General features: G+C 72.2%; 17 protein-coding genes. 11 read left to right on the forward strand and 6 right to left on the reverse strand.

Annotated features, from left to right (window positions below):
* Positions 1 to 22: 22 nt before the first annotated feature.
* Complete coding sequence (gene radA / locus ABT245_RS22405; protein WP_351736188.1) at positions 23 to 1,432, reverse strand: DNA repair protein RadA; 1,410 nt, start codon at positions 1,430 to 1,432, stop codon at positions 23 to 25.
* A 198-nt stretch (positions 1,433 to 1,630) separates the two neighbouring features.
* On the opposite strand from radA, the gene ABT245_RS22410 reads away from it, so the two are divergent.
* A complete protein-coding gene (locus ABT245_RS22410; RefSeq protein WP_351736190.1) occupies positions 1,631 to 3,373 on the forward strand; it encodes a BACON domain-containing protein in 1,743 nt (580 codons plus the stop codon).
* Between the two features lie 286 nt (positions 3,374 to 3,659).
* Here ABT245_RS22410 and ABT245_RS22415 read toward each other — a convergent pair whose 3' ends face one another.
* Positions 3,660 to 4,517, reverse strand: coding sequence for a DUF3109 family protein (locus ABT245_RS22415; RefSeq protein ID WP_351736192.1), 858 nt, complete (start codon positions 4,515 to 4,517; stop codon positions 3,660 to 3,662).
* A 71-nt stretch (positions 4,518 to 4,588) separates the two neighbouring features.
* Between ABT245_RS22415 and ABT245_RS22420 the strand changes: the two genes are divergently transcribed.
* From ABT245_RS22420 to ilvD, 4 genes are all read left to right on the forward strand, one after another.
* Positions 4,589 to 5,521 (forward strand): Ppx/GppA family phosphatase, encoded by a 933-nt coding sequence (locus ABT245_RS22420; protein WP_351736194.1) that lies wholly within the window; start codon positions 4,589 to 4,591, stop codon positions 5,519 to 5,521.
* A gap of 114 nt (positions 5,522 to 5,635) precedes the next feature.
* Positions 5,636 to 6,493, forward strand: coding sequence for a sugar phosphate isomerase/epimerase family protein (locus ABT245_RS22425; RefSeq protein WP_502982163.1), 858 nt, complete (start codon positions 5,636 to 5,638; stop codon positions 6,491 to 6,493).
* A complete protein-coding gene (locus ABT245_RS22430; protein WP_351736198.1) occupies positions 6,490 to 7,116 on the forward strand; it encodes a TetR/AcrR family transcriptional regulator in 627 nt (208 codons plus the stop codon). The genes ABT245_RS22425 and ABT245_RS22430 overlap by 4 nt, the downstream gene beginning before the upstream one ends.
* A 130-nt stretch (positions 7,117 to 7,246) precedes the next feature.
* Complete coding sequence (gene ilvD / locus ABT245_RS22435) at positions 7,247 to 9,100, forward strand: dihydroxy-acid dehydratase (RefSeq protein WP_351736200.1); 1,854 nt, start codon at positions 7,247 to 7,249, stop codon at positions 9,098 to 9,100.
* A 101-nt stretch (positions 9,101 to 9,201) separates the two neighbouring features.
* Here the strand turns inward: ilvD and ABT245_RS22440 are convergent, their stop codons facing one another.
* The gene (locus ABT245_RS22440) at positions 9,202 to 11,385 is read right to left on the reverse strand and encodes a serine/threonine-protein kinase (protein WP_351736202.1); all 2,184 of its coding nucleotides are present in this window, start codon (positions 11,383 to 11,385) and stop codon (positions 9,202 to 9,204) included.
* Between the two features lie 184 nt (positions 11,386 to 11,569).
* On the opposite strand from ABT245_RS22440, the gene ABT245_RS22445 reads away from it, so the two are divergent.
* Both ABT245_RS22445 and ABT245_RS22450 read left to right on the forward strand, forming a co-directional pair.
* Complete coding sequence (locus ABT245_RS22445; protein ID WP_351736204.1) at positions 11,570 to 11,962, forward strand: SH3 domain-containing protein; 393 nt, start codon at positions 11,570 to 11,572, stop codon at positions 11,960 to 11,962.
* A gap of 42 nt (positions 11,963 to 12,004) precedes the next feature.
* A complete protein-coding gene (locus ABT245_RS22450; RefSeq protein ID WP_351736206.1) occupies positions 12,005 to 12,523 on the forward strand; it encodes an EamA/RhaT family transporter in 519 nt (172 codons plus the stop codon).
* Between the two features lie 17 nt (positions 12,524 to 12,540).
* Here the strand turns inward: ABT245_RS22450 and ABT245_RS22455 are convergent, their stop codons facing one another.
* Entirely contained in the window at positions 12,541 to 12,735 is a 195-nt protein-coding gene (locus tag ABT245_RS22455) for a hypothetical protein (RefSeq protein WP_351736208.1), read from the reverse strand.
* An 11-nt stretch (positions 12,736 to 12,746) separates the two neighbouring features.
* Positions 12,747 to 13,334 (reverse strand): ArsR/SmtB family transcription factor, encoded by a 588-nt coding sequence (locus ABT245_RS22460; protein ID WP_351736210.1) that lies wholly within the window; start codon positions 13,332 to 13,334, stop codon positions 12,747 to 12,749.
* Between the two features lie 256 nt (positions 13,335 to 13,590).
* On the opposite strand from ABT245_RS22460, the gene ABT245_RS22465 reads away from it, so the two are divergent.
* The 4 genes from ABT245_RS22465 to proC all read left to right on the forward strand — a co-directional run bounded on the left by ABT245_RS22465 (position 13,591) and on the right by proC (position 16,971).
* Positions 13,591 to 14,418 carry a class I SAM-dependent methyltransferase gene (locus ABT245_RS22465; protein ID WP_351736212.1) on the forward strand — a complete coding sequence of 276 codons (828 nt, stop codon included), beginning with the start codon at positions 13,591 to 13,593 and terminating at the stop codon, positions 14,416 to 14,418.
* A gap of 45 nt (positions 14,419 to 14,463) precedes the next feature.
* Positions 14,464 to 15,288: an ABC transporter ATP-binding protein gene (locus ABT245_RS22470; RefSeq protein ID WP_351736214.1), complete on the forward strand. Its 825-nt coding sequence runs from the start codon at positions 14,464 to 14,466 to the stop codon at positions 15,286 to 15,288.
* Complete coding sequence (locus ABT245_RS22475; protein ID WP_351736216.1) at positions 15,285 to 16,058, forward strand: ABC transporter permease; 774 nt, start codon at positions 15,285 to 15,287, stop codon at positions 16,056 to 16,058. Before ABT245_RS22470 ends, ABT245_RS22475 begins: the two co-directional genes overlap by 4 nt.
* A gap of 100 nt (positions 16,059 to 16,158) precedes the next feature.
* A complete protein-coding gene (gene proC, locus ABT245_RS22480; protein WP_351736218.1) occupies positions 16,159 to 16,971 on the forward strand; it encodes a pyrroline-5-carboxylate reductase in 813 nt (270 codons plus the stop codon).
* A gap of 30 nt (positions 16,972 to 17,001) precedes the next feature.
* Here proC and trpS read toward each other — a convergent pair whose 3' ends face one another.
* Positions 17,002 to 18,027, reverse strand: coding sequence for a tryptophan--tRNA ligase (gene trpS / locus ABT245_RS22485; RefSeq protein WP_351736220.1), 1,026 nt, complete (start codon positions 18,025 to 18,027; stop codon positions 17,002 to 17,004).
* Positions 18,028 to 18,607 lie beyond the last annotated feature (580 nt).

Raw genomic sequence — 18,607 nt, forward strand, 5'->3', positions numbered from 1 at the left:
ACGGGCGAGACCAGGGCAAAGTCTACCGGCGGTCCTCCGCGTCCTGTGGGGCCTCTCGGCGACGGGAGCGCGGAAGCACTCTGAGCGCGTCCCCTATGTCGGCCACTTCCAGGACCTTCATGCCGGCGGGGATCTTGCCCGGATCGCCCGGCACGAGCGCGTGCGTGAAGCCCAGGCGGTGCGCCTCGGTGAGCCTGCGCTGCACCCCCGTGACCCGTCTGACCTCGCCCGCCAGCCCCACCTCGCCGATCGCGACGAGGTTCTTCGGCAGGGGGGTGTCACTCGCGGCCGAGGCCAGGGCCAGGGCGACGGCGAGGTCGGCGGCGGGCTCGGAGAGCTTCACCCCGCCGACCGTCGCGGAGTAGATGTCCCGCTTGCCGAGCGCGCTGATCCGGCCGCGCTGCTCCAGCACCGCCAGCATCATCGACACCCGGGAGGTCTCCAGACCCGACGTCGTACGGCGCGGGGAGGGGATCTGCGAGTCGACCGTCAGCGCCTGCACCTCGGCGACCAGCGGGCGGCGGCCCTCCAGGGTCACGGTCAGACAGGTGCCGGGCACCGGCTCGGCACGCCGGGTCAGGAACAGCCCGCTCGGATCGGCGAGGCCCGTGATGCCCTCGTCGTGCAGTTCGAAGCACCCCACCTCGTCCGTCGCGCCGTACCGGTTCTTGACCCCGCGCACCAGGCGCAGGCGCGCGTGCCGGTCGCCCTCGAAGTGGAGCACCACATCCACAAGGTGCTCCAGCAGCCGCGGACCCGCGATCGCGCCGTCCTTGGTGACATGGCCCACCAGCAGCGTGGACATCCCGCGGTCCTTGGACGCGCGGATCAGGGCCCCGGCCACCTCCCGCACCTGCGCCATGCCGCCGGGCGCCCCGTCGATCTCGGGGGAGGCGACCGTCTGCACGGAGTCGAGGATCAGCAGCGAGGGCTTGACCGCGTCCAAGTGGCCGAGGACGGCGGCCAGGTCGGTCTCGGCGGCCAGGTACAGATGGTCGTCGATGGCCTTGATGCGGTCCGCGCGCAGCCGCACCTGGCTCGCCGACTCCTCACCCGTGACATAGAGGGTGCGGTGCTCCTCGCTCGCCGACTTGGCCGCCACATCGAGCAGCAGCGTGGACTTGCCCACACCGGGCTCGCCCGCGAGCAGCACCACCGCGCCGGGCACCAGGCCGCCGCCGAGCACCCGGTCCAGTTCGGGCACGCCGGTCGAGCGGGCGGTGGCCTGCCGGCCGTCGACCTGGCCGATGGGCAGCGCGGAGGTGGTGACCCGCCCGGGTGCCGTCGTCCGCACCGCGGGCGCGCCGTACTCCTCGATCGTGCCCCATGCCTGGCACTCGGGGCAGCGGCCGAGCCACTTGGCCGTCTGCCAGCCGCACTCCGTGCAGCGGTAGGACGGGCGGTCCTTGGTCGTCTTGGTACGGGCAGCCATGGACGAAACCGTAACGGCCGGCACTGACACCGCGGGCACGGGCCGCCGCCCCGGCCGCCGCGGCCGACCCCGCGCCGGCAGGGGAAAGTCACAGATCGAAACGTTCCTGTCCCCTTATGAGGGATCGTTTCACCCGTACGAATTAAAAGTGCTCAAGGTGGCGGAAGGGCCCATCCAGGGCCGCCTACGGTCGCACGGGTGATGAGCAGCAGTCCGGAAACCTTCCCCCGCACGACCGGCGCACATCGGATGCACCGGGAGGCGCGCGACCGTGCCGCGGCGCGCGCGCTGGCGCAGCGCACGCCGCGCTACGAGCCTTACCTGGACGGTTTGTTCACCTACTGTCTCTCGGTGCTGTGCGACCACGACGCGGCGACCGCGGCGCTCGGCGACGTGCTCGCGCTGGCCGAGCGGCGCGGCCAGCGCGGGCCGGAGTCGGACGAGGGCCGCCGGGCCTGGCTGTACGCGCTGGCCCGCTGGGCATGCCTGCGCAAGCTGGCCGAGGCCAAGCAGAAACGTCAGGCCACCCATGCGGCGGGCCGGCCCGGCACCGAGCGGCCGTCCGGCGCCGAAGAGCGGCCCGGCACCGCGGACGGCCCCGACGGCGGGCGGCGGCCCGACGCGCAGGCGGGCGGACCGGCGCTCACCGACGAGGTCCAGGAGCAGCGGAGACGGGAACTGGCCCGGCTCGCCTGGCCGGAGGCCGCCGGGACCACCCCGGAGCAGCGCGAGGCCCTCGAACTCGCCGTACGCCACCAGCTGGCCGCCCACGAGGTCGCCGCCGTCCTCGGCCTTGACCCGGCCGCCGCCCGCGATCTGCTCGCGTCCGCCGCCTGCGAGGTGGAACGCACGCGTGCCGCGCTCGCCGTCGTGGAGACCGGCGGCTGCCCCGGGGTGGCCCGGCTCGCCGGCGACCACCAACTCGTGCTCAGCAGCACGGTACGGCGCGAGCTGGTCCGGCACGTCGACGACTGCCCCCGCTGCCGCCGCACCGCCGAGCGCGCGGCGCCCGGCCGCTGGCCCGGCGCCGCCGTCACCCCCGCCCAACTGCCCGTCCTGGAGGCCCCGCGCGCGGCCCTGCGCCAGGCACTGGCGCACCGGCCGCGTGCGCGGGGCGCCGCGATGCCGCGCTTCGACCGGCGTGGCTTCCCGATGGACCCCAAGGACCGGGCGGCCCGCCGCGAGCGGCTACGCGCGCGTGCCGTCACCACGACCGTGGTGGCCACGGTCGTCGCCGCACCCGTACTCGCCCTGTGGGCCGCCTACCGGGGCTCGCCCGGCGGCGAGGACCAGGACGGCCCCGCCGCGACCGCGCAGGAGGCGCACGACCACGGCGACACGGCCGACGGCAACGGGAACACCGGCAACGCCGGCGTCAGGCCCGGCGCCCGCTTCCTGAAGGACGGAGCGGCGCCCGACGTCTCCGTGGAGGTCATCAGCGTCTCCGGGGCGGGGAAGAAGAGCGCGGGGCACCTCGGGGTGTCCGCCCGCACCAGCGGCCAGACCACCTATGTCACCCTCACCGCATCCGGCCCCTCGCCGGTCCAGTGGTCGGCGTCCACGACGGCCGACTGGCTCTACCTCAGCCGCGCCTCGGGAACGCTCCAGCCGGGCGAATCGTTGACGATCAAGGTGTACGTCGACCCGCTGCGTGAGCCCTCCGGGTTCTGGAGCGCGCAGGTGGCGATCGCACCCGCGGGCGCCGTCGTCTCCATCAGGGGGTACGGCACCGCGCCCACCCGGCCCTCCGAACCGGGCGGGCCGCCCACCACCGCCACACCGGACCCGACGCCCACGAAGTCGGCTCCCACCGATCCGCCGACCAGCCCGTCGCCCACCCCGACCGACGAGCCGACCTCGCCGCCCACGGACCCGACCCCGTCCGGCTCTCCGTCCTCACCCCCGCCCCCGACCGACTCGCCGACCCCCTCGGTCGGCTAGCGACTGCCTCCGGCGGTTTGGCGGAGTGCGCCTCATGGGGTGCGGGGTTGTCGCCGTGGGCGGGTGCGGGTTTGTTGTGGCTCGGCGCGCAGTTCCTCGCGCCCCTGGGGTGGCTGGGGTCGTCTTCCTTGCCTGGTGTTTGGGGTGGGTGCGCCTCATGGGGTGCCGTTTTGGCGGCGTGGGCGGGTGCGGGTGCGGGTGTGTTGTGGCTGGGCACGCAGTTCCTCGCGCCCCTGGGGGTGGTGTGGCCCTTGCCTGGTGGTCGGGGTGTTCCTGTGATCGTGCGTCAGGTGGTGGGGTCCGCTGGGTGGGGGGCCAGTAGGGGGAGGTTCGAGGCCAGGCGTTCCTCGCACAGCTCGACCAGGCGGTCGTAGCCGGCCTTGCCCATCAGCTCGGTCAGCTCGGCCCGGTAGGAGACGTACACCGGCTCGCCCGCGCCGTGCGCCGAGGTCGCCGAGGTGCACCACCAGTGCAGGTCGTGCCCGCCCGGCCCCCAGCCCCGGCGGTCGTACTCACCGATCGACACCTGGAGGACCCGCGTGTCGTCGGGGCGGTCGATCCAGTCGTAGGTCCGCCGGATCGGCAGCTGCCAGCACACGTCCGGCTTGGTCTCCAGCGGCTCGCGGCCTTCCTTCAGGGCGAGGATGTGCAGCGAGCAGCCCGCGCCGCCCGGAAAGCCGGGCCGGTTCTGGAAGATGCACGACCCCTGGTACGGGCGGGTCTGCCGGGACCCCTCGTCGTCCTCCGCGACCCAGCCGTGCCGCATGCCCTCGTCATGGTGCTGCCAGATCTCCGGCGTGAGCCGCTCCACATGCCCGGCGACCCGCTTCTCGTCGTCCTCGTCGGAGAAGTGCGCGCCCAGCGTGCAGCACCCGTCGTCCGCGCGGCCCGCCTGGATGCCCTGGCAGCCGCTGCCGAAGATGCAGTTCCAGCGGGACGTCAGCCAGGTCAGATCGCACCGGAAGACCTGCTCGTCGTCCGCCGGGTCGGGGAACTCCACCCACGCGCGCGCGAAGTCGAGCCCCTTCTCATCGGGCTCCGGGCCGGCCGCCGTGTTCTTCGGCTTCTTCGAGGACTTCGCCCGCGAAGAACCGGGGGAGGATTTGGCGGTCTTGTGGTCCTTCGCCTTTTTCGTCTTTGGCACCCGTCCAGGGTATGCCGCCCCAGCCCGCTCCGGGGACGGACGACGGCCCAGGTGGCAGTAGCGTTCCGTACATGAGACTCGGTGTCCTGGACGTTGGATCGAACACGGTGCATCTGCTGGTGGTGGACGCGCACCCGGGCGCGCGCCCGTTGCCCGCGCATTCGCACAAGGCGGAGCTGCGGCTCGCCGAACTCCAGGACGAGGACGGGGCGATCGGCTCCGACGGGGTGGACCGGCTGATCGGTGTCGTCCACGACGCTCTCCAGGCCGCCGAGGACAAGGGCGTAGAGGATCTGCTGACCTTCGCCACCTCCGCCGTGCGCGAGGCCAGCAACGCCGATGACGTCCTCGCGCGCGTGCAGCACGAGACCGGCGTCGAACTCCAGGTGCTCACCGGCGCCGAGGAGGCCCGGCTCACCTTTCTCGCCGCCCGCCGCTGGTTCGGCTGGTCGGCCGGGAAGCTGCTGGTCCTGGACATCGGCGGCGGTTCCCTGGAGATCGGCTACGGCATCGACGAGGAACCCGACGCGGCCGTCTCGCTGCCGCTCGGCGCCGGCCGGCTGACCGTCGGCTGGCTGCCCGGTGACCCGCCGGACCCCGAGGCGATAAGGGCCCTGCGCCGACACGTACGGGCCGAGATCGCCCGCACGGTGGGGGAGTTCAGCCGCTTCGGGGCGCCCGACCATGTGGTCGCCACCTCCAAGACCTTCAAGCAGCTGGCCCGTATCGCGGGCGCCGCACGCTCCGCCGAGGGCCTGTATGTGCAGCGCGAGCTGAAGCGGGAGTCCCTGGAGGCGTGGGTGCCGCGGCTGGCCGGCATGAGTGCCGAGCAGCGCTCCGAACTCCCCGGCGTCTCCGAGGGCCGCTCCGGCCAGCTTCTCGCCGGCGCCCTGGTCGCCGAGGGCGCGATGGACCTGTTCGGCGTGGAGAGCCTGGAGATCTGCCCATGGGCCCTGCGGGAGGGCGTCATCCTGCGCCGCCTGGACCACATGGGGTCGTCATGAGCGCCCCGCGACGGCGCGCGCGGGCGCGCGAGGTGTGCGCCAGGCCACCGACGGCCCGCACCGGCTCGCGAGGAAGGGCCGAAACGGCGCACAGGGCATCCGGCACCCGAACCAATGCCACCCCGTACCCTGTCCTTCGTGGTTGAACCAAGGGACGTCCCCGTCCGCATCCCGGATGCGAAGGTCGCCCTGTCGACGGCCTCCGTCTACCCGGAGTCGACGGCGACGGCCTTCGAGATCGCCGCACGCCTCGGCTACGACGGCGTCGAGGTCATGGTGTGGACGGACCCGGTGAGCCAGGACATCGAGGCGCTGCGGCGGCTGTCGGACTACCACCGCATCCCGATCCTGGCCGTGCACGCCCCCTGTCTGCTGATCACCCAGCGGGTGTGGTCCACGGACCCCTGGGTCAAGCTCCAGCGGGCCCGCTCGGCCGCCGAGAAGCTGGGCGCCAAGACGGTCGTCGTCCACCCGCCGTTCCGCTGGCAGCGGCAGTACGCCCGTGACTTCGTCGCCGGGGTCTGGCGGATGGCGAACGAGACGGACGTACGGTTTGCCGTGGAGAACATGTACCCCTGGCGCTACCGCGACCGCGAGATGCTCGCCTACGCCCCCGACTGGGACGTCACCAAGGACGACTACCGGCACTTCACGATCGACCTCAGCCACACGGCCACCGCCCGCGCGGACGCCCTGCGGATGATCGACCGGATGGGCCCGCGCCTCGGCCATGTCCACCTCGCCGACGGCAGGGGCTCGGGCAAGGACGAGCACCTGGTACCCGGCCGGGGCGGCCAGCCCTGCGCCGAACTGCTGGAACGGCTCGCGCAGAGCGGCTACGACGGCCATGTCGTCATCGAGGTCAACACCCGGCGGGCCATGTCCAGCGCCGAACGCGAAGCGGACCTGGCGGAGGCGCTGGCCTTCACCCGCCTCCACCTCGCCTCCGCGGTGAAGGTGCCCGGACGGTGAACGGCACCACCCCGGACCGGGAGGGCACGCCCGCCCGCCGCCGCGGCCGGCCCCCGCGCACCGAGTCGGGCGACACCCGCGACCGCATCCTGACCGCGGCCCGCGAGGAGTTCTCCGAGCGCGGCTACGAGAAGACGTCCGTACGCGGCATCGCGAAGGCGGCGGGCGTGGACTCGGCGCTCGTCCACCACTACTTCGGCACCAAGGAACAGGTCTTCGAGGCGGCCATCGAGGTCGCCTTCGCACCCGCGCTGAACGCCTCGAACGTCGTGGGCGCGGGCCCGCTCGACGGCATCGGCGAGCGGCTGACCCGGTTCTTCTTCGGTATCTGGGAGAACCCCACCTCCCGGGCGCCGCTGCTGGCGATCCTGCGCTCCGCCGTCAACAACGAGACCGCCGCCGCCGTCTTCCGCCGCCTGATCGCGAGCCAGCTGCTGCGCCGCATCGCGGGACAGCTGGAGCTGCCGGACGCCGAGCTGCGCGCCGAGCTGGCGGCCGCGCAGCTGGTGGGCTGCGCCATGCTGCGATACGTGATCAAGATGGAGCCGATCGCCTCGGCCGACCTGGAGCAGATCATCACGCGGGCGGCGCCGGTGGTACAGGGGCATCTGACCGGGGCGTGAGTTCGCAGGCAGCGGACTTCCGAGACGAACATCCCGCATTCCGGACACACCGTCCCGATCCCTGGATGACCGGCGTAGGCTCGACGCGTCAGAACCGTCTGGCAGAAGGTCTTCGAAGGAGCGAGCGACGATGCCCGAGCTGAGGTCCCGCACAGTCACCCACGGCCGCAACATGGCGGGCGCCCGCGCCCTTATGCGCGCCTCCGGTGTACCCGGTGCGGACATCGGCCGGAAGCCGGTCATCGCGGTCGCCAACAGCTTCACCGAGTTCGTGCCGGGCCACACCCATCTGCAGCCGGTCGGCCGGATCGTCAGCGAGGCGATCCGGGAGGCGGGCGGCATCCCGCGCGAGTTCAACACCATCGCCGTCGACGACGGCATCGCGATGGGTCACGGCGGCATGCTGTACTCGCTGCCCTCCCGCGACCTGATCGCGGACAGCGTGGAGTACATGGCCGAGGCGCACTGCGCCGACGCCCTGGTCTGCATCTCCAACTGCGACAAGATCACCCCGGGCATGCTGATGGCCGCGCTGCGCCTGAACATCCCCGCGGTCTTCGTCTCCGGCGGCCCGATGGAGGCCGGCCGGGCCACCCTGGTCGACGGCACGGTCCGCACGCTGGACCTGATCGACGCGATCGCCGAGGCCGCCAACGACAAGGTCTCCGACGAGGACATCCTCCGTATCGAGGAGAACGCCTGTCCGACCTGCGGCTCCTGCTCCGGCATGTTCACCGCCAACTCGATGAACTGCCTGACCGAGGCGATCGGCCTGTCCCTGCCCGGCAACGGCTCGGTCCTGGCCACGCACACGGCCCGCCGCAGGCTGTACGAGGACGCGGCCCGCACGGTGATGGACATCACCCGCCGCTACTACGAGCAGGACGACGAGACGGTCCTGCCCCGCAGCATCGCGTCGTTCGCCGCGTTCGAGAACGCGATGGCCCTGGACATCGCGATGGGCGGCTCGACCAACACGATCCTGCACCTGCTGGCCGCGGCCCAGGAGGCGGGCGTCCCGTTCGGCCTGGAGCAGATCGACGCCGTCTCCCGCCGGGTCCCCTGCCTGGCGAAGGTCGCGCCCAACGTCGCCAAGGACCGCACGTACTACATGGAGGACGTGCACCGCGCCGGCGGCATCCCCGCCCTGCTCGGCGAGCTGCACCGCGCGGGCCTGCTCAACGAGGACGTGCACGCGGTGCACAGCCCGTCCCTGGCGGACTGGCTGAAGACCTGGGACGTGCGCGGCGGCTCCCCGTCCGCTCAGGCCGTGGAGCTGTGGCACGCGGCCCCCGGCTGCGTCCGCTCGGCGGAGGCGTTCTCCCAGTCCGAGCGCTGGGAGGCGCTGGACGAGGACGCCGAGCACGGCTGCATCCGCTCCGCCGAGCACGCCTACTCCAAGGACGGCGGCCTGGCCGTCCTGCGGGGCAACCTGGCCGTCGACGGCTGCGTGGTGAAGACGGCCGGCGTCGACGAGTCCATCTGGACCTTCGAGGGCCCGGCGGTGGTCTGCGAGTCGCAGGACGAGGCCGTCGAGAAGATCCTGGGCAAGCAGGTCACCGAGGGCGACGTCGTGGTCATCCGCTACGAGGGCCCCAAGGGCGGCCCCGGCATGCAGGAGATGCTCTACCCGACGTCCTTCCTCAAGGGCCGCGGCCTGGGCAAGTCCTGCGCGCTGATCACCGACGGCCGCTTCTCCGGCGGCACCTCCGGCCTGTCCATCGGCCACGCGTCCCCCGAGGCCGCGTCCGGCGGCACCATCGCCCTGGTCCAGGACGGCGACCGGATCCGTATCGACATCCCCAGCCGCAGCATCGAGCTGCTGGTCGACCAGGCCGAACTGGCGCGCCGCGAGCAGGCGCTGAACGGCGACTACGCCCCGAAGAACCGCGACCGCAAGGTCTCGACGGCCCTGCGGGCGTACGCGGCGATGGCGACCAGCGCGGACAAGGGCGCCGTCCGGGACGTCAGCAAGCTGGGCTGAGCCCCGCCTGCCCCGCACGCTCCGGGGCCGCCTCCGACGGGGGCGGCCCCGGAGCGTGCCAAGGGGCGCACCGGACCGCCCACCGGCAGGCCGCGTTCGGGTCACCAGGAGTCGGGGTCGCGGGCGTCCACGGCGATGACCGTGCCGTCCGGGGCGCCCGCGTACAGACGGCCGTCGACGAGCAGCGGTGCCGGGAGCGCGGCCGTGACCTCGTCCGAGTTCGTGCCCAGCCGCGGCCGGGTCTGCCCCACCAGTGCGCCGTCGCGGGCGTCGACCGCGAGCAGCCGCCCGTCGGCGGCGCTGAAGTACACATGGCCGGCGTCGGCGACCGGCGCCGAGCCGCGGCTCACGGACGTTTCCAGATGCCACCGCCGCTTGCCGTCCGCCATGTCGACGGCCTCCAGCGCACCGCCGCTGGACAGCAGATAGACGACGTCGCCCCGCACGGTGGCCTGCGGAGCCAGGCGCGGCACCGGCAGCGGCACCCGGCGCTCGGTCGCCGTGGCCGGCGTGTAGCGCACCACCTCGTCCGTCTCGCCGGTGGCGTTGTCCACGGACAGCAGGACCAGCGAGCCGCCCTGGCTGCCGACGGGCTTCAGGTTCCCCGCAAGCCGTGCCCGCCAGCGCTCGGCGCCCGTCACGGGATCCACCGCCGTCACGCGCGTGTACGTCCCGTCCTCGGAGCTGGTCGCGTACGCCGAGGAGTCCCCCGCGAACCAGGCGAGGGAGGGCATGTGGGCCCCGGAGATCCGCCGGGTCCACTTGGTGTCGCCCGTCAGGCCGTCCACGCCGGTGACCGATCCGTCGGCGCCGGCGACGAGGAGCATCCCGCCGGCGAAGCGCAGCGCCGCCTGCCCCGGCACCACCCGCTTCCAGCGCGTCGTACCGGAGGCCGGGTCGACCGCCTCCACCCGCCCGCCCCCGTTCGCCGGCACCTGCAAGAGCCCGCCCGCCAGCTCCGGCGCGACGCTCGCCCGGTCCCCGGCGACGGGGTGCCGCCACAGCAGGGACCCGTCCGCCGGGTCGAGGGCGTAGGCCAGGCCGGAGCGCAGACACAGCACCTTGTCGTCGCCGTACGTGCATTGGGGCATCCCGGAGCCCTTGCCCACCGGTTCGGCGTGCCACCCCGGGAAGCCCGGCGAGGTGTTCTCGGCCGTGACACCCATCGGCACCGGCGGGCCGTCGCCGAGCCACAGCACCGACGCCAGCACACCGCACAGCGCGAGGGCGAGCGACCCGCCCACGATCGCCGCCCGCTTGCCGAGCCATGCCCGCGGTCCCCGGGCCGCCGCAGCGGTCGGCACGGCCCGTTCGGGCTCCTCCGGAGTGACGGTCCGCAGGCCCCAGGGGTCGTCCGGCTCGGGGGTCGCCCGGTCCCTGCCGTCCGCTGTGCCGTCGGCCCACCCATCGTCCGCGCGCGTCCGCTGAGACGGTATGAACGCCTGGGTGTCGTACAAGGCGGCCACCGACCGCAGTTCCCGCATCAGCTCGTCGGGCGTCGGCCGGTCCTCCGGCTCCTTGGCGAGGCAGCGCAGCACCAGCGGCGCCAGGTCCTCCGGCACCCCGGCCAGATCCGGTTCGTCGTGCACGACCTGGTAGGCCACGACGTACGGGCTGTCCGAGTCGAACGGGCCGCGCCCGGTCGCCGCGTGCACCAGCACCGACCCGAGCGTGAAGATGTCCGCGGCGGGCCCGACTTCGCGGGGCCGCCGGAACTGCTCGGGCGCCATGAAGGGCGGCGTACCGATCAGCTTGCCGGTCTCGGTGCGCAGTTCGCTGTCTTTCGGCCGTGAGATTCCGAAGTCGATGACCTTCGGACCGTCCTCGGCGAGCAGGACGTTGCTCGGCTTCAGATCGCGGTGCACCACCCCGACCCGATGGATGTCGCGCAGCGCCTCCGCGAGCCCGGCCATCAGTCTGCGCAACTGAGCAGGCTCCATGGGCCCGTTCCGCTTCACATGATCGGCGAGCGTCGGACCCGGAATGAACAGCGTGGCCATCCAGGGCCGTTCGGCCTCCGGATCGGCGTCGACGACCGGCGCGGTGAAGGCACCGCTGACCCGCCGGGCGGCGGCCACCTCCTGCCGGAAACGGCCCCTGAACTCGCGGTCCTTGGCGAATTCCGCGTGTACGACCTTCACGGCGAGCTTCAGCCCCGAGGTGCTGCGGGCCAGGTGCACCACGCCCATGCCGCCCGACCCGAGGCGTGCCTCCAGGCGGTAGTGACCGGCGTACTCGGGAAGTTCCGCTTCCGCGCCCGCTCCGGAGTTCCGCTGTGGCGCCATGGGACCACCCCCGTGCTGTTCGTCGGCGCGCGCGACGCTCGGAGCCTAGTCGATGACTCGTACGGGACCGAGGCGACTTGCTAGCCTCCGCGTGCGAGTCGCGCACGGGTGTTTCGTGGCTCGAAACAGGGGAATCAACGTGACCCCATGGAGGTCATGGGTTCTGACGGGGGGAGATCCACTCATGTCTGTCGACCGTGTGGAAGCGACGGAAGCAACCGACGGCACGAAAGAGACGAACGACACGAACGACACGAAGGCAGCCGAGGCGGCCGCGGGCGGCGTCGAGACAGAAGCGGCGGCCGAGGCCGTCGCGGCGGCGGCCACCGTGCTCACCTATCCGGTCGCCCCGGGCGTGCGGCTGAACGTCCGCAGCGGTCCAGGCACCAACTACGCCATCGTCCGGGTCCTGCCGGCCGATACCCGCGTCCCGATCTTCTGCCAGACGCCGGGCACGACGGTCACCGGCCCCTACGGCACCTCGAACATCTGGGACAACATCGACAACGGCGAATACGTCTCCGACGCCTATGTGCACACGGGCAGCGACGGCTACGTGGCCTCGCGCTGCTCCTGACCCGCCCCGGAGCCCGCGGACCCGCGGCGCCATAATCGTCCCGTGAGCGACGAACCCGGCACCCCGGACGCCCCCGCGGGCTCCACCGGCGGCGGACCGAGCGGCCCCCGCCCCGAGCCCCTGCGCTTCTTCGGCACGACCTGGGTGCACCACGACGGCGGCTACGCGGCCCGCCGCGCCGGCGTGGCCGTGGGCTCGCTCGCGGCGGCGGTCGCCTCCTGCCTGATCCTCCGCTTCGCCTACCAGGGCCTGCAGATCGCCGACACCGGATCCTTTGTGACGGTGCTGGTCGTGGTGATGTTCGCGATCTGCAGCGCGCTGGCCTTCCGCAACACCTGGGACCGCTTCGGCAGGCGCCCCGACCCCGACCGCCAGGCGTCCCTGCGCGGCCTCCTGGCCATCGGCTTCGTCGGCTCCCTCCTCGCGTACTTCTTCCGATCCCTTGTCGAGGCTCCCGGCGAGAAGCTGCACCGCGCGGAGTACGAGGCGGCCCGTACCCGGCACGAACGCCGCACGACCCGCCGTACCGGCGACCCCTCCAGAAAGAAGCGCCGCCGCTAGCGGTTTTGCGCGGCCGGTCAGTACGACGGAAGGGCGGCCGCTCTCTTGGGCGTGGCGGCCAGCCGCAGGCCCACCTCCACCAGGGTCCAGCCGAGCCGGGCCCGCAGGTCCCGGGGGCGCCGGGCCGCCGCGGCGAGGCGGTACGCGTCGGCTTCGCCACACAGGCCGGCGGCGCGGACGCGGTGCAGCGCCAGATGGGTCTCGGGGTGCATGGGGCGGCCTCTCAGTCCGTGGGCAGGGGAAGGACGTGCGTGTGGACGCGTACCTGCTCGACGTCCGGAGCGCCGTCGTCAGGAGCCGGTACGCGGAAGCTCTCCACGAGGTCGTGCATCTTGTGGATGAGATCGAGGGCGCGTTCGGGCGTGAGACTCAGCGTCCAGTCGCTCATGTCCGAGGAGCGGTTCCACGCCTCGGACCATGCGTCGCGGGTGCCGAGCCAGGTCGCCAGCTCCCGGGTGTGGTGGTTCGCGATCTCGTGCAGGAACAGATCGGCGGACCCGCGCACCTCGGGGTTGCCGTCCCTGAGCAGCGCCGAGTCGAAGCGCACGCCCGTGTGGACCGCCTGCCACCACCGCTCCCGCCCCTTGCCGTGCTCCGGCGCGTCCTCGACGAAGCCGTACGCGGCGAGCTGACGCAGGTGGTAGCTGGTGGCACCGCTGGATTCGCCCAGTTTCTGGGCCAGTTGGGAGGCGGTGGCCGGACCGCCGTGCCGCAGTGCGGTCAGCAGTCGCATACGCAGCGGATGTGCGAGTCCGCGCAGCGACCGGGCATCGAGACTGTGGACCTGCGGGTCCTCGGACGGCTCGTTCATACGGACCAACCCAGCCATGCAAAGGAAGCGTTGCAACCCTTTCTTTGCAACGTGTTCTTTGCACTGAACCCTTGCGTCGAACCCCTGCATCGAACCCTTTGCCTGCGACCGGCCCGGCCGCACGGGCCGGCACGACGGACCGGTGATGTCCCGGGGCCCGCGCCCGCCCTCCGTCCCCGCGGACACGCTCGCCGGTGCGGCGCCCCGTATCGATACCCGCTGTCGCATCCCGCCCCGGTCGCCCCACCATGAACCCATGACCACTACGCCCCCGCCCTCCCGCGCCGGCCGGGCCCCGCCCTCCCGCGCCGGCCGGGCCCAGCCCTCCCGCGCCGGCCGGGCCCACTCCTTCAACGCCGCCGCGGCGCAGTACGGAGCGAACCGCCCCTCCTATCCGCCCGCCCTCTTCGACACCATCGAGGAACTCGCCGCCCGTCCCCTCGCCGGCGCCAGGGCCGTGGACGTCGGCGCCGGCACCGGAATCGCGACCGCGCTCCTGCGCGCCCGCGGTGCCCATGTGATCGCGGTGGAACCCGGCGACGGCATGGCGGCCGAGTTCCGCCGCGGCCTCCCCGACGTCCCGATCGTCCGGGGCAACGGCAACGCCCTGCCCCTGGCCGACGCCTGCGCCGACCTGATCACCTACGCCCAGGCCTGGCACTGGACCGACACCGCCCGATCGGTGCCGGAGGCGCTGCGGGTGCTGCGCCCGGGCGGAGCCCTCGCGCTGTGGTGGAACACCAGCGCCCTCGACATCCCCTGGATCGACGCCCAGACCGACCGCATCGAGCGCCACTTCGGCCGCGACCGGGTGGTGGCCAGAAACGGCGACGGCGTACGCACCGCACTGGCCGACCCCAGCGGCCGACTCGACTTCGTGCACCGCACGGTCCGCTGGAGCCGCCGCGTCCCCCTCGACACCCACCTGGCCAACATCGGCAGCCACTCGATCTTCCTGACGCACGGCGAGGAGAACGCAGCCGCCTTCCTCGCCCAGGAGCGGACCCACCTCCTGGCGGCCTTCCCCGACGGCTCCGTGGAGGAGGTCTACGACGTGGAACTGCTGGTCGCCCGCAACGCCTAGCGACCCTTGACGGCCCCCGGCGCCGAGAGCATTATTCATCGAGTGATGAATAATGCCTCCGGCTCCCCGGCCACGCCCGAAACCCCCGCCGTGCACGCCACCGACCTGACCGTCGAACGCGGTTCCCGCACCGTCCTGCGCAACCTCCGCTTCGCCGTCCCGCGCGGCCGGATCACCGGACTGCTCGGCCCCTCCGGATGCGGCAAGTCAACGCTGATGCGCGCGATCGTCGGCACCCAGGCCAAGGTCACCGGCACCCTCGACGTCCTCGGCCACCCCGCGGGCCACCCCGCCCTGCGCACCCGTATCGGCTATGTCACCCAGCACCCCTCCGTCTACGACGACCTGACGATACGTCAGAACCTCGACTACTTCGCCGCGATCCTCACCCCCGGCAGGGCCGCCTCCGCACGCCGTCACGACGACGTCGCCCGGGCCATCGCCGATGTCGACCTCACCAGCCACGCCGACGCCCTCGCCGGAAACCTCTCCGGCGGCCAGCGCAGCCGCGTCTCCCTCGCCGTGGCCCTGCTCGGCGACCCCGAACTGCTGGTCCTCGACGAACCCACCGTCGGCCTCGACCCCGTCCTGCGCCGCGACCTGTGGACGCTCTTCCACGACATCGCCGCCACCCGCGGCGCCACCCTGCTCGTCTCCTCCCACGTCATGGACGAGGCCGAGCGCTGCCACCGCCTGCTGCTCATGCGCGACGGCGAGATCCTCGCCGGGGGCACCTCCCGGCCGGAGGCCGGGGGAGAGACCCCCGAAGCCCTCCTCATCCGCACCGGAACGGACACCGTCGAGGCCGCCTTCCTGCGCCTCGTGGACGAGGCGACCGCAGCCGGCCGCGCCAAGGAGACGACCCGATGAACACGACCACCGCACCCGCCCGCACCGGCGCCCTGAACCCCTTCCGCACCACCGCCACCGCGACCCGGGTCCTGCGGCAACTGCGCCACGACCCACGCACCATCGCGCTGATGCTCCTCGTCCCCTGCCTGATGCTGTTCCTGCTCCGCTATGTCTTCGACGGCAGCCCGCGCACCTTCGACAACATCGGCGCCTCTCTCCTCGGCATCTTCCCGCTCATCACGATGTTCCTGGTCACCTCCATCGCCACCCTGCGCGAGCGCACCTCGGGCACCCTCGAACGCCTCCTCGCCATGCCCCTCGGCAAGGGCGACCTCATCGCCGGCTACGCCCTCGCCTTCGGCACCGTCGCGATCATCCAGTCCGCACTGGCCACCGGCCTCGCGCTCTGGTTCCTCGGCCTGGACGTCATCGGCTCGCCCTGGCTGCTCCTGCTGGTCGCCCTCCTCGACGCCCTGCTCGGCACCGCCCTCGGCCTGTTCGTCTCCGCCTTCGCCGCCTCGGAGTTCCAGGCGGTCCAGTTCATGCCCGCGGTGATCTTCCCCCAGCTCCTGCTCTGCGGTCTCTTCACACCCCGCTCCGACATGCACCCCGTCCTTGAGGGCATCTCCGACGTCCTGCCGATGTCCTACGCGGTCGACGGCATGAACGAGGTCCTCCACCACACCGACATGACGGCCACCTTCGTCAGGGACCTCCTCGTCGTCGCGGGCTGTGCGCTGCTGGTCCTCGCCCTGGGCGCGGCCACCCTTCGGCGCCGCACAGAGTGACCCGACACCCGGACGTCCGCCCAGCGGACAACACCGCACAGCCCGGACCCCCGGTGCGAGGATGTACCCCGGACGACGCACCCCGGAGGGCACCCGCACCATGACCCACAAAGTCGCAGTCCTCGGCACCGGCAAGATCGGCGAAGCCCTGCTCAGCGGAATGCTCCGAGCCGGCTGGGCCCCCGCCGACCTGCTCGTCACCGCCCGCCGCCCCGAGCGGGCCGAGGAACTCCGCGCGCGCTACGAAGTCACCCCGGTCACCAACGTCGAGGCGGCCAAGACCGCCGACACCCTCATCCTCACGGTCAAGCCGCAGGACATGGGCACCCTCCTGGACGAACTCGCGCCGCACATCCCCGCCGACCGCCTGATCATCAGCGGCGCGGCCGGCATCCCGACCTCCTTCTTCGAGGAGCGCCTGGCCGCAGGCACCCCCGTCGTCCGTGTCATGACGAACACCCCCGCCCTCGTCGACGAGGCCATGTCCGTCATCTCCGCCGGCACCCACGCCACCGTCGACCACCTCGCCCACGCCGAGGAGATCTTCGGTGCCGTCGGCAAGACCCTCCGCGTCCCCGAGTCCCAGCAGGACGCCTGCACCGCCCTTTCCGGCTCCGGCCCGGCCTACTTCTTCTACCTGGTCGAAGCCATGACCGACGCGGGCATCCTCCTCGGCCTGCCCCGGGACAAGGCCCACGAACTGATCGTCCAGTCCGCGATCGGCGCCGCCGTGATGCTCCGCGACAGCGGAGAGCACCCCGTCAAGCTCCGCGAGAACGTCACCTCGCCGGCCGGCACCACCATCAGCGCCATTCGCGAGCTGGAGAACCACGGCGTACGAGCCGCCCTCATCGCCGCCCTGGAAGCCGCCCGCGACCGCAGCCGCGAGCTGGCCTCCGGCAAGAAGGACTGACCCCACCGAACCCCGCCTCGGCGGCGAGGCCTACCGGGCCGCGTTCAGCACCGGCTCCGCCACGGGTTCCAGCAGCCCGATCGCCCGGTAGGCCGCATCGACCGTCGGCCGGGCCATGGCCCGCGCCTTCTCCGCGCCATCCCGCAGCACCCCCTCCACATACACAGGATCCGCGCACAACTCCTTGTGCCTGGCCTGTACGGGCCTGAGGACCTCGACCACGGCCTCCGCGGTGTCCTTCTTCAAGGCGCCGTACGACTCGTGTACACCGCCCAGGGCCTGCGGGTTCGCACCCGTGCACGCCGCCAGGATCTCCAGCAGATTCGCCACCCCCGGCCGCGCCTCCCGGTCGTACACCACCTCCCGCCCGCTGTCCGTCACGGCCCGCATCACCTTCCTGCGCACCACGTCCGGCTCGTCGAGCAGATAGACGATGCCCGGCCCTGAGTCGTCCGACTTCCCCATCTTCGACGTCGGATCCTGGAGGTTCATCACCCGGGCGGCGACAGCCGGGGGCGTCGCCTTCGGCACCACGAACGTATGTCCGTACCGCTGGTTGAACCGCACCGCGAGGTCCCGCGTCAGCTCCACGTGCTGCGTCTGGTCCTCCCCGACGGGCACCTCGTCGGCCCGGTACGCCAGGATGTCCGCCGCCATCAGCGCCGGATACGTCAGCAGCGACAACCGCACGCTCCCGCCCCGCGCGCGCTCCCGCACGGACTTCTCCTTGTACTGGATCATCCGCCGCATCTCACCGTCGCTCGCCACGCACTCCAGCACGTACGACAGCCGTGTGTGCTCCGTGACGTGACTCTGCACGAACACGGTGCACGACTCGGGATCCAGTCCTGAGGCCAGCAACAGCGTCGCCGCCTGCCGACTGAGCCGACGCACCCGCGCGGGGTCGTGGTCCACGGTCAGCGCGTGCAGATCGACGATGCAGAACAGGGCGTCGGACCGGTGCTGGTCCACATCGGCCCACCGCCGCATGGCTCCCAGATAGTTGCCCAGCGTCAGGTGCCCGGTCGGCTTGACCCCGCTGAAGACTCGTGCCATTCCCTCTCCACCTCCTGGTAGGGACCGCCGCTCCGGGCGGCCGGCCCTCGAAGGTTCTGAAGGGAGATACGAGAACGGCCGCCGGGGGCGGCGGCCGTGGGTGCGTACGTGAGCAGGGCCGCCGTCAGGCGGCCCACCACTGCTGGTTGCACGTACGCGTCATCACGCTCCCCAGCGTACGCCGTCGGGGCCCCCAGGACGTGAGTTGACACACCCCCACCGGCTACGTAGTGTTCTCCGAGTTGTCCGACGTGAGCGCCGACCCCGGTCGGTCCCCGGACAGCGATTCCACAGGTACCACCCGACAAACGGCGATTCGTCGCCATGTGCTTTGGCGTGCGTATTTGCGGAATGAGGAATCCGCGTTCGAAAGGCGCAGGACCCCGATTAGCTCGGGAGCCAGGAATCCGCTAAAGTCTCACTCGTCGGAACGGCCCAGCGGGTCGGGAAGGCAAATCCCGCCGACCGGGAATCAGGCTCCGAAAGGATCTGATAGAGTCGGAAACACCGAAGGGAAGCGCCCGGAGGAAAGCCCGAGAGGGTGAGTACGAAGGAAGCGTCCGTTCCTTGAGAACTCAAC

It is taken from the genome of Streptomyces sp. NPDC001508 (assembly GCF_040298665.1).
In the GTDB taxonomy this organism is placed as follows: Bacteria; Actinomycetota; Actinomycetes; order Streptomycetales; family Streptomycetaceae; genus Streptomyces.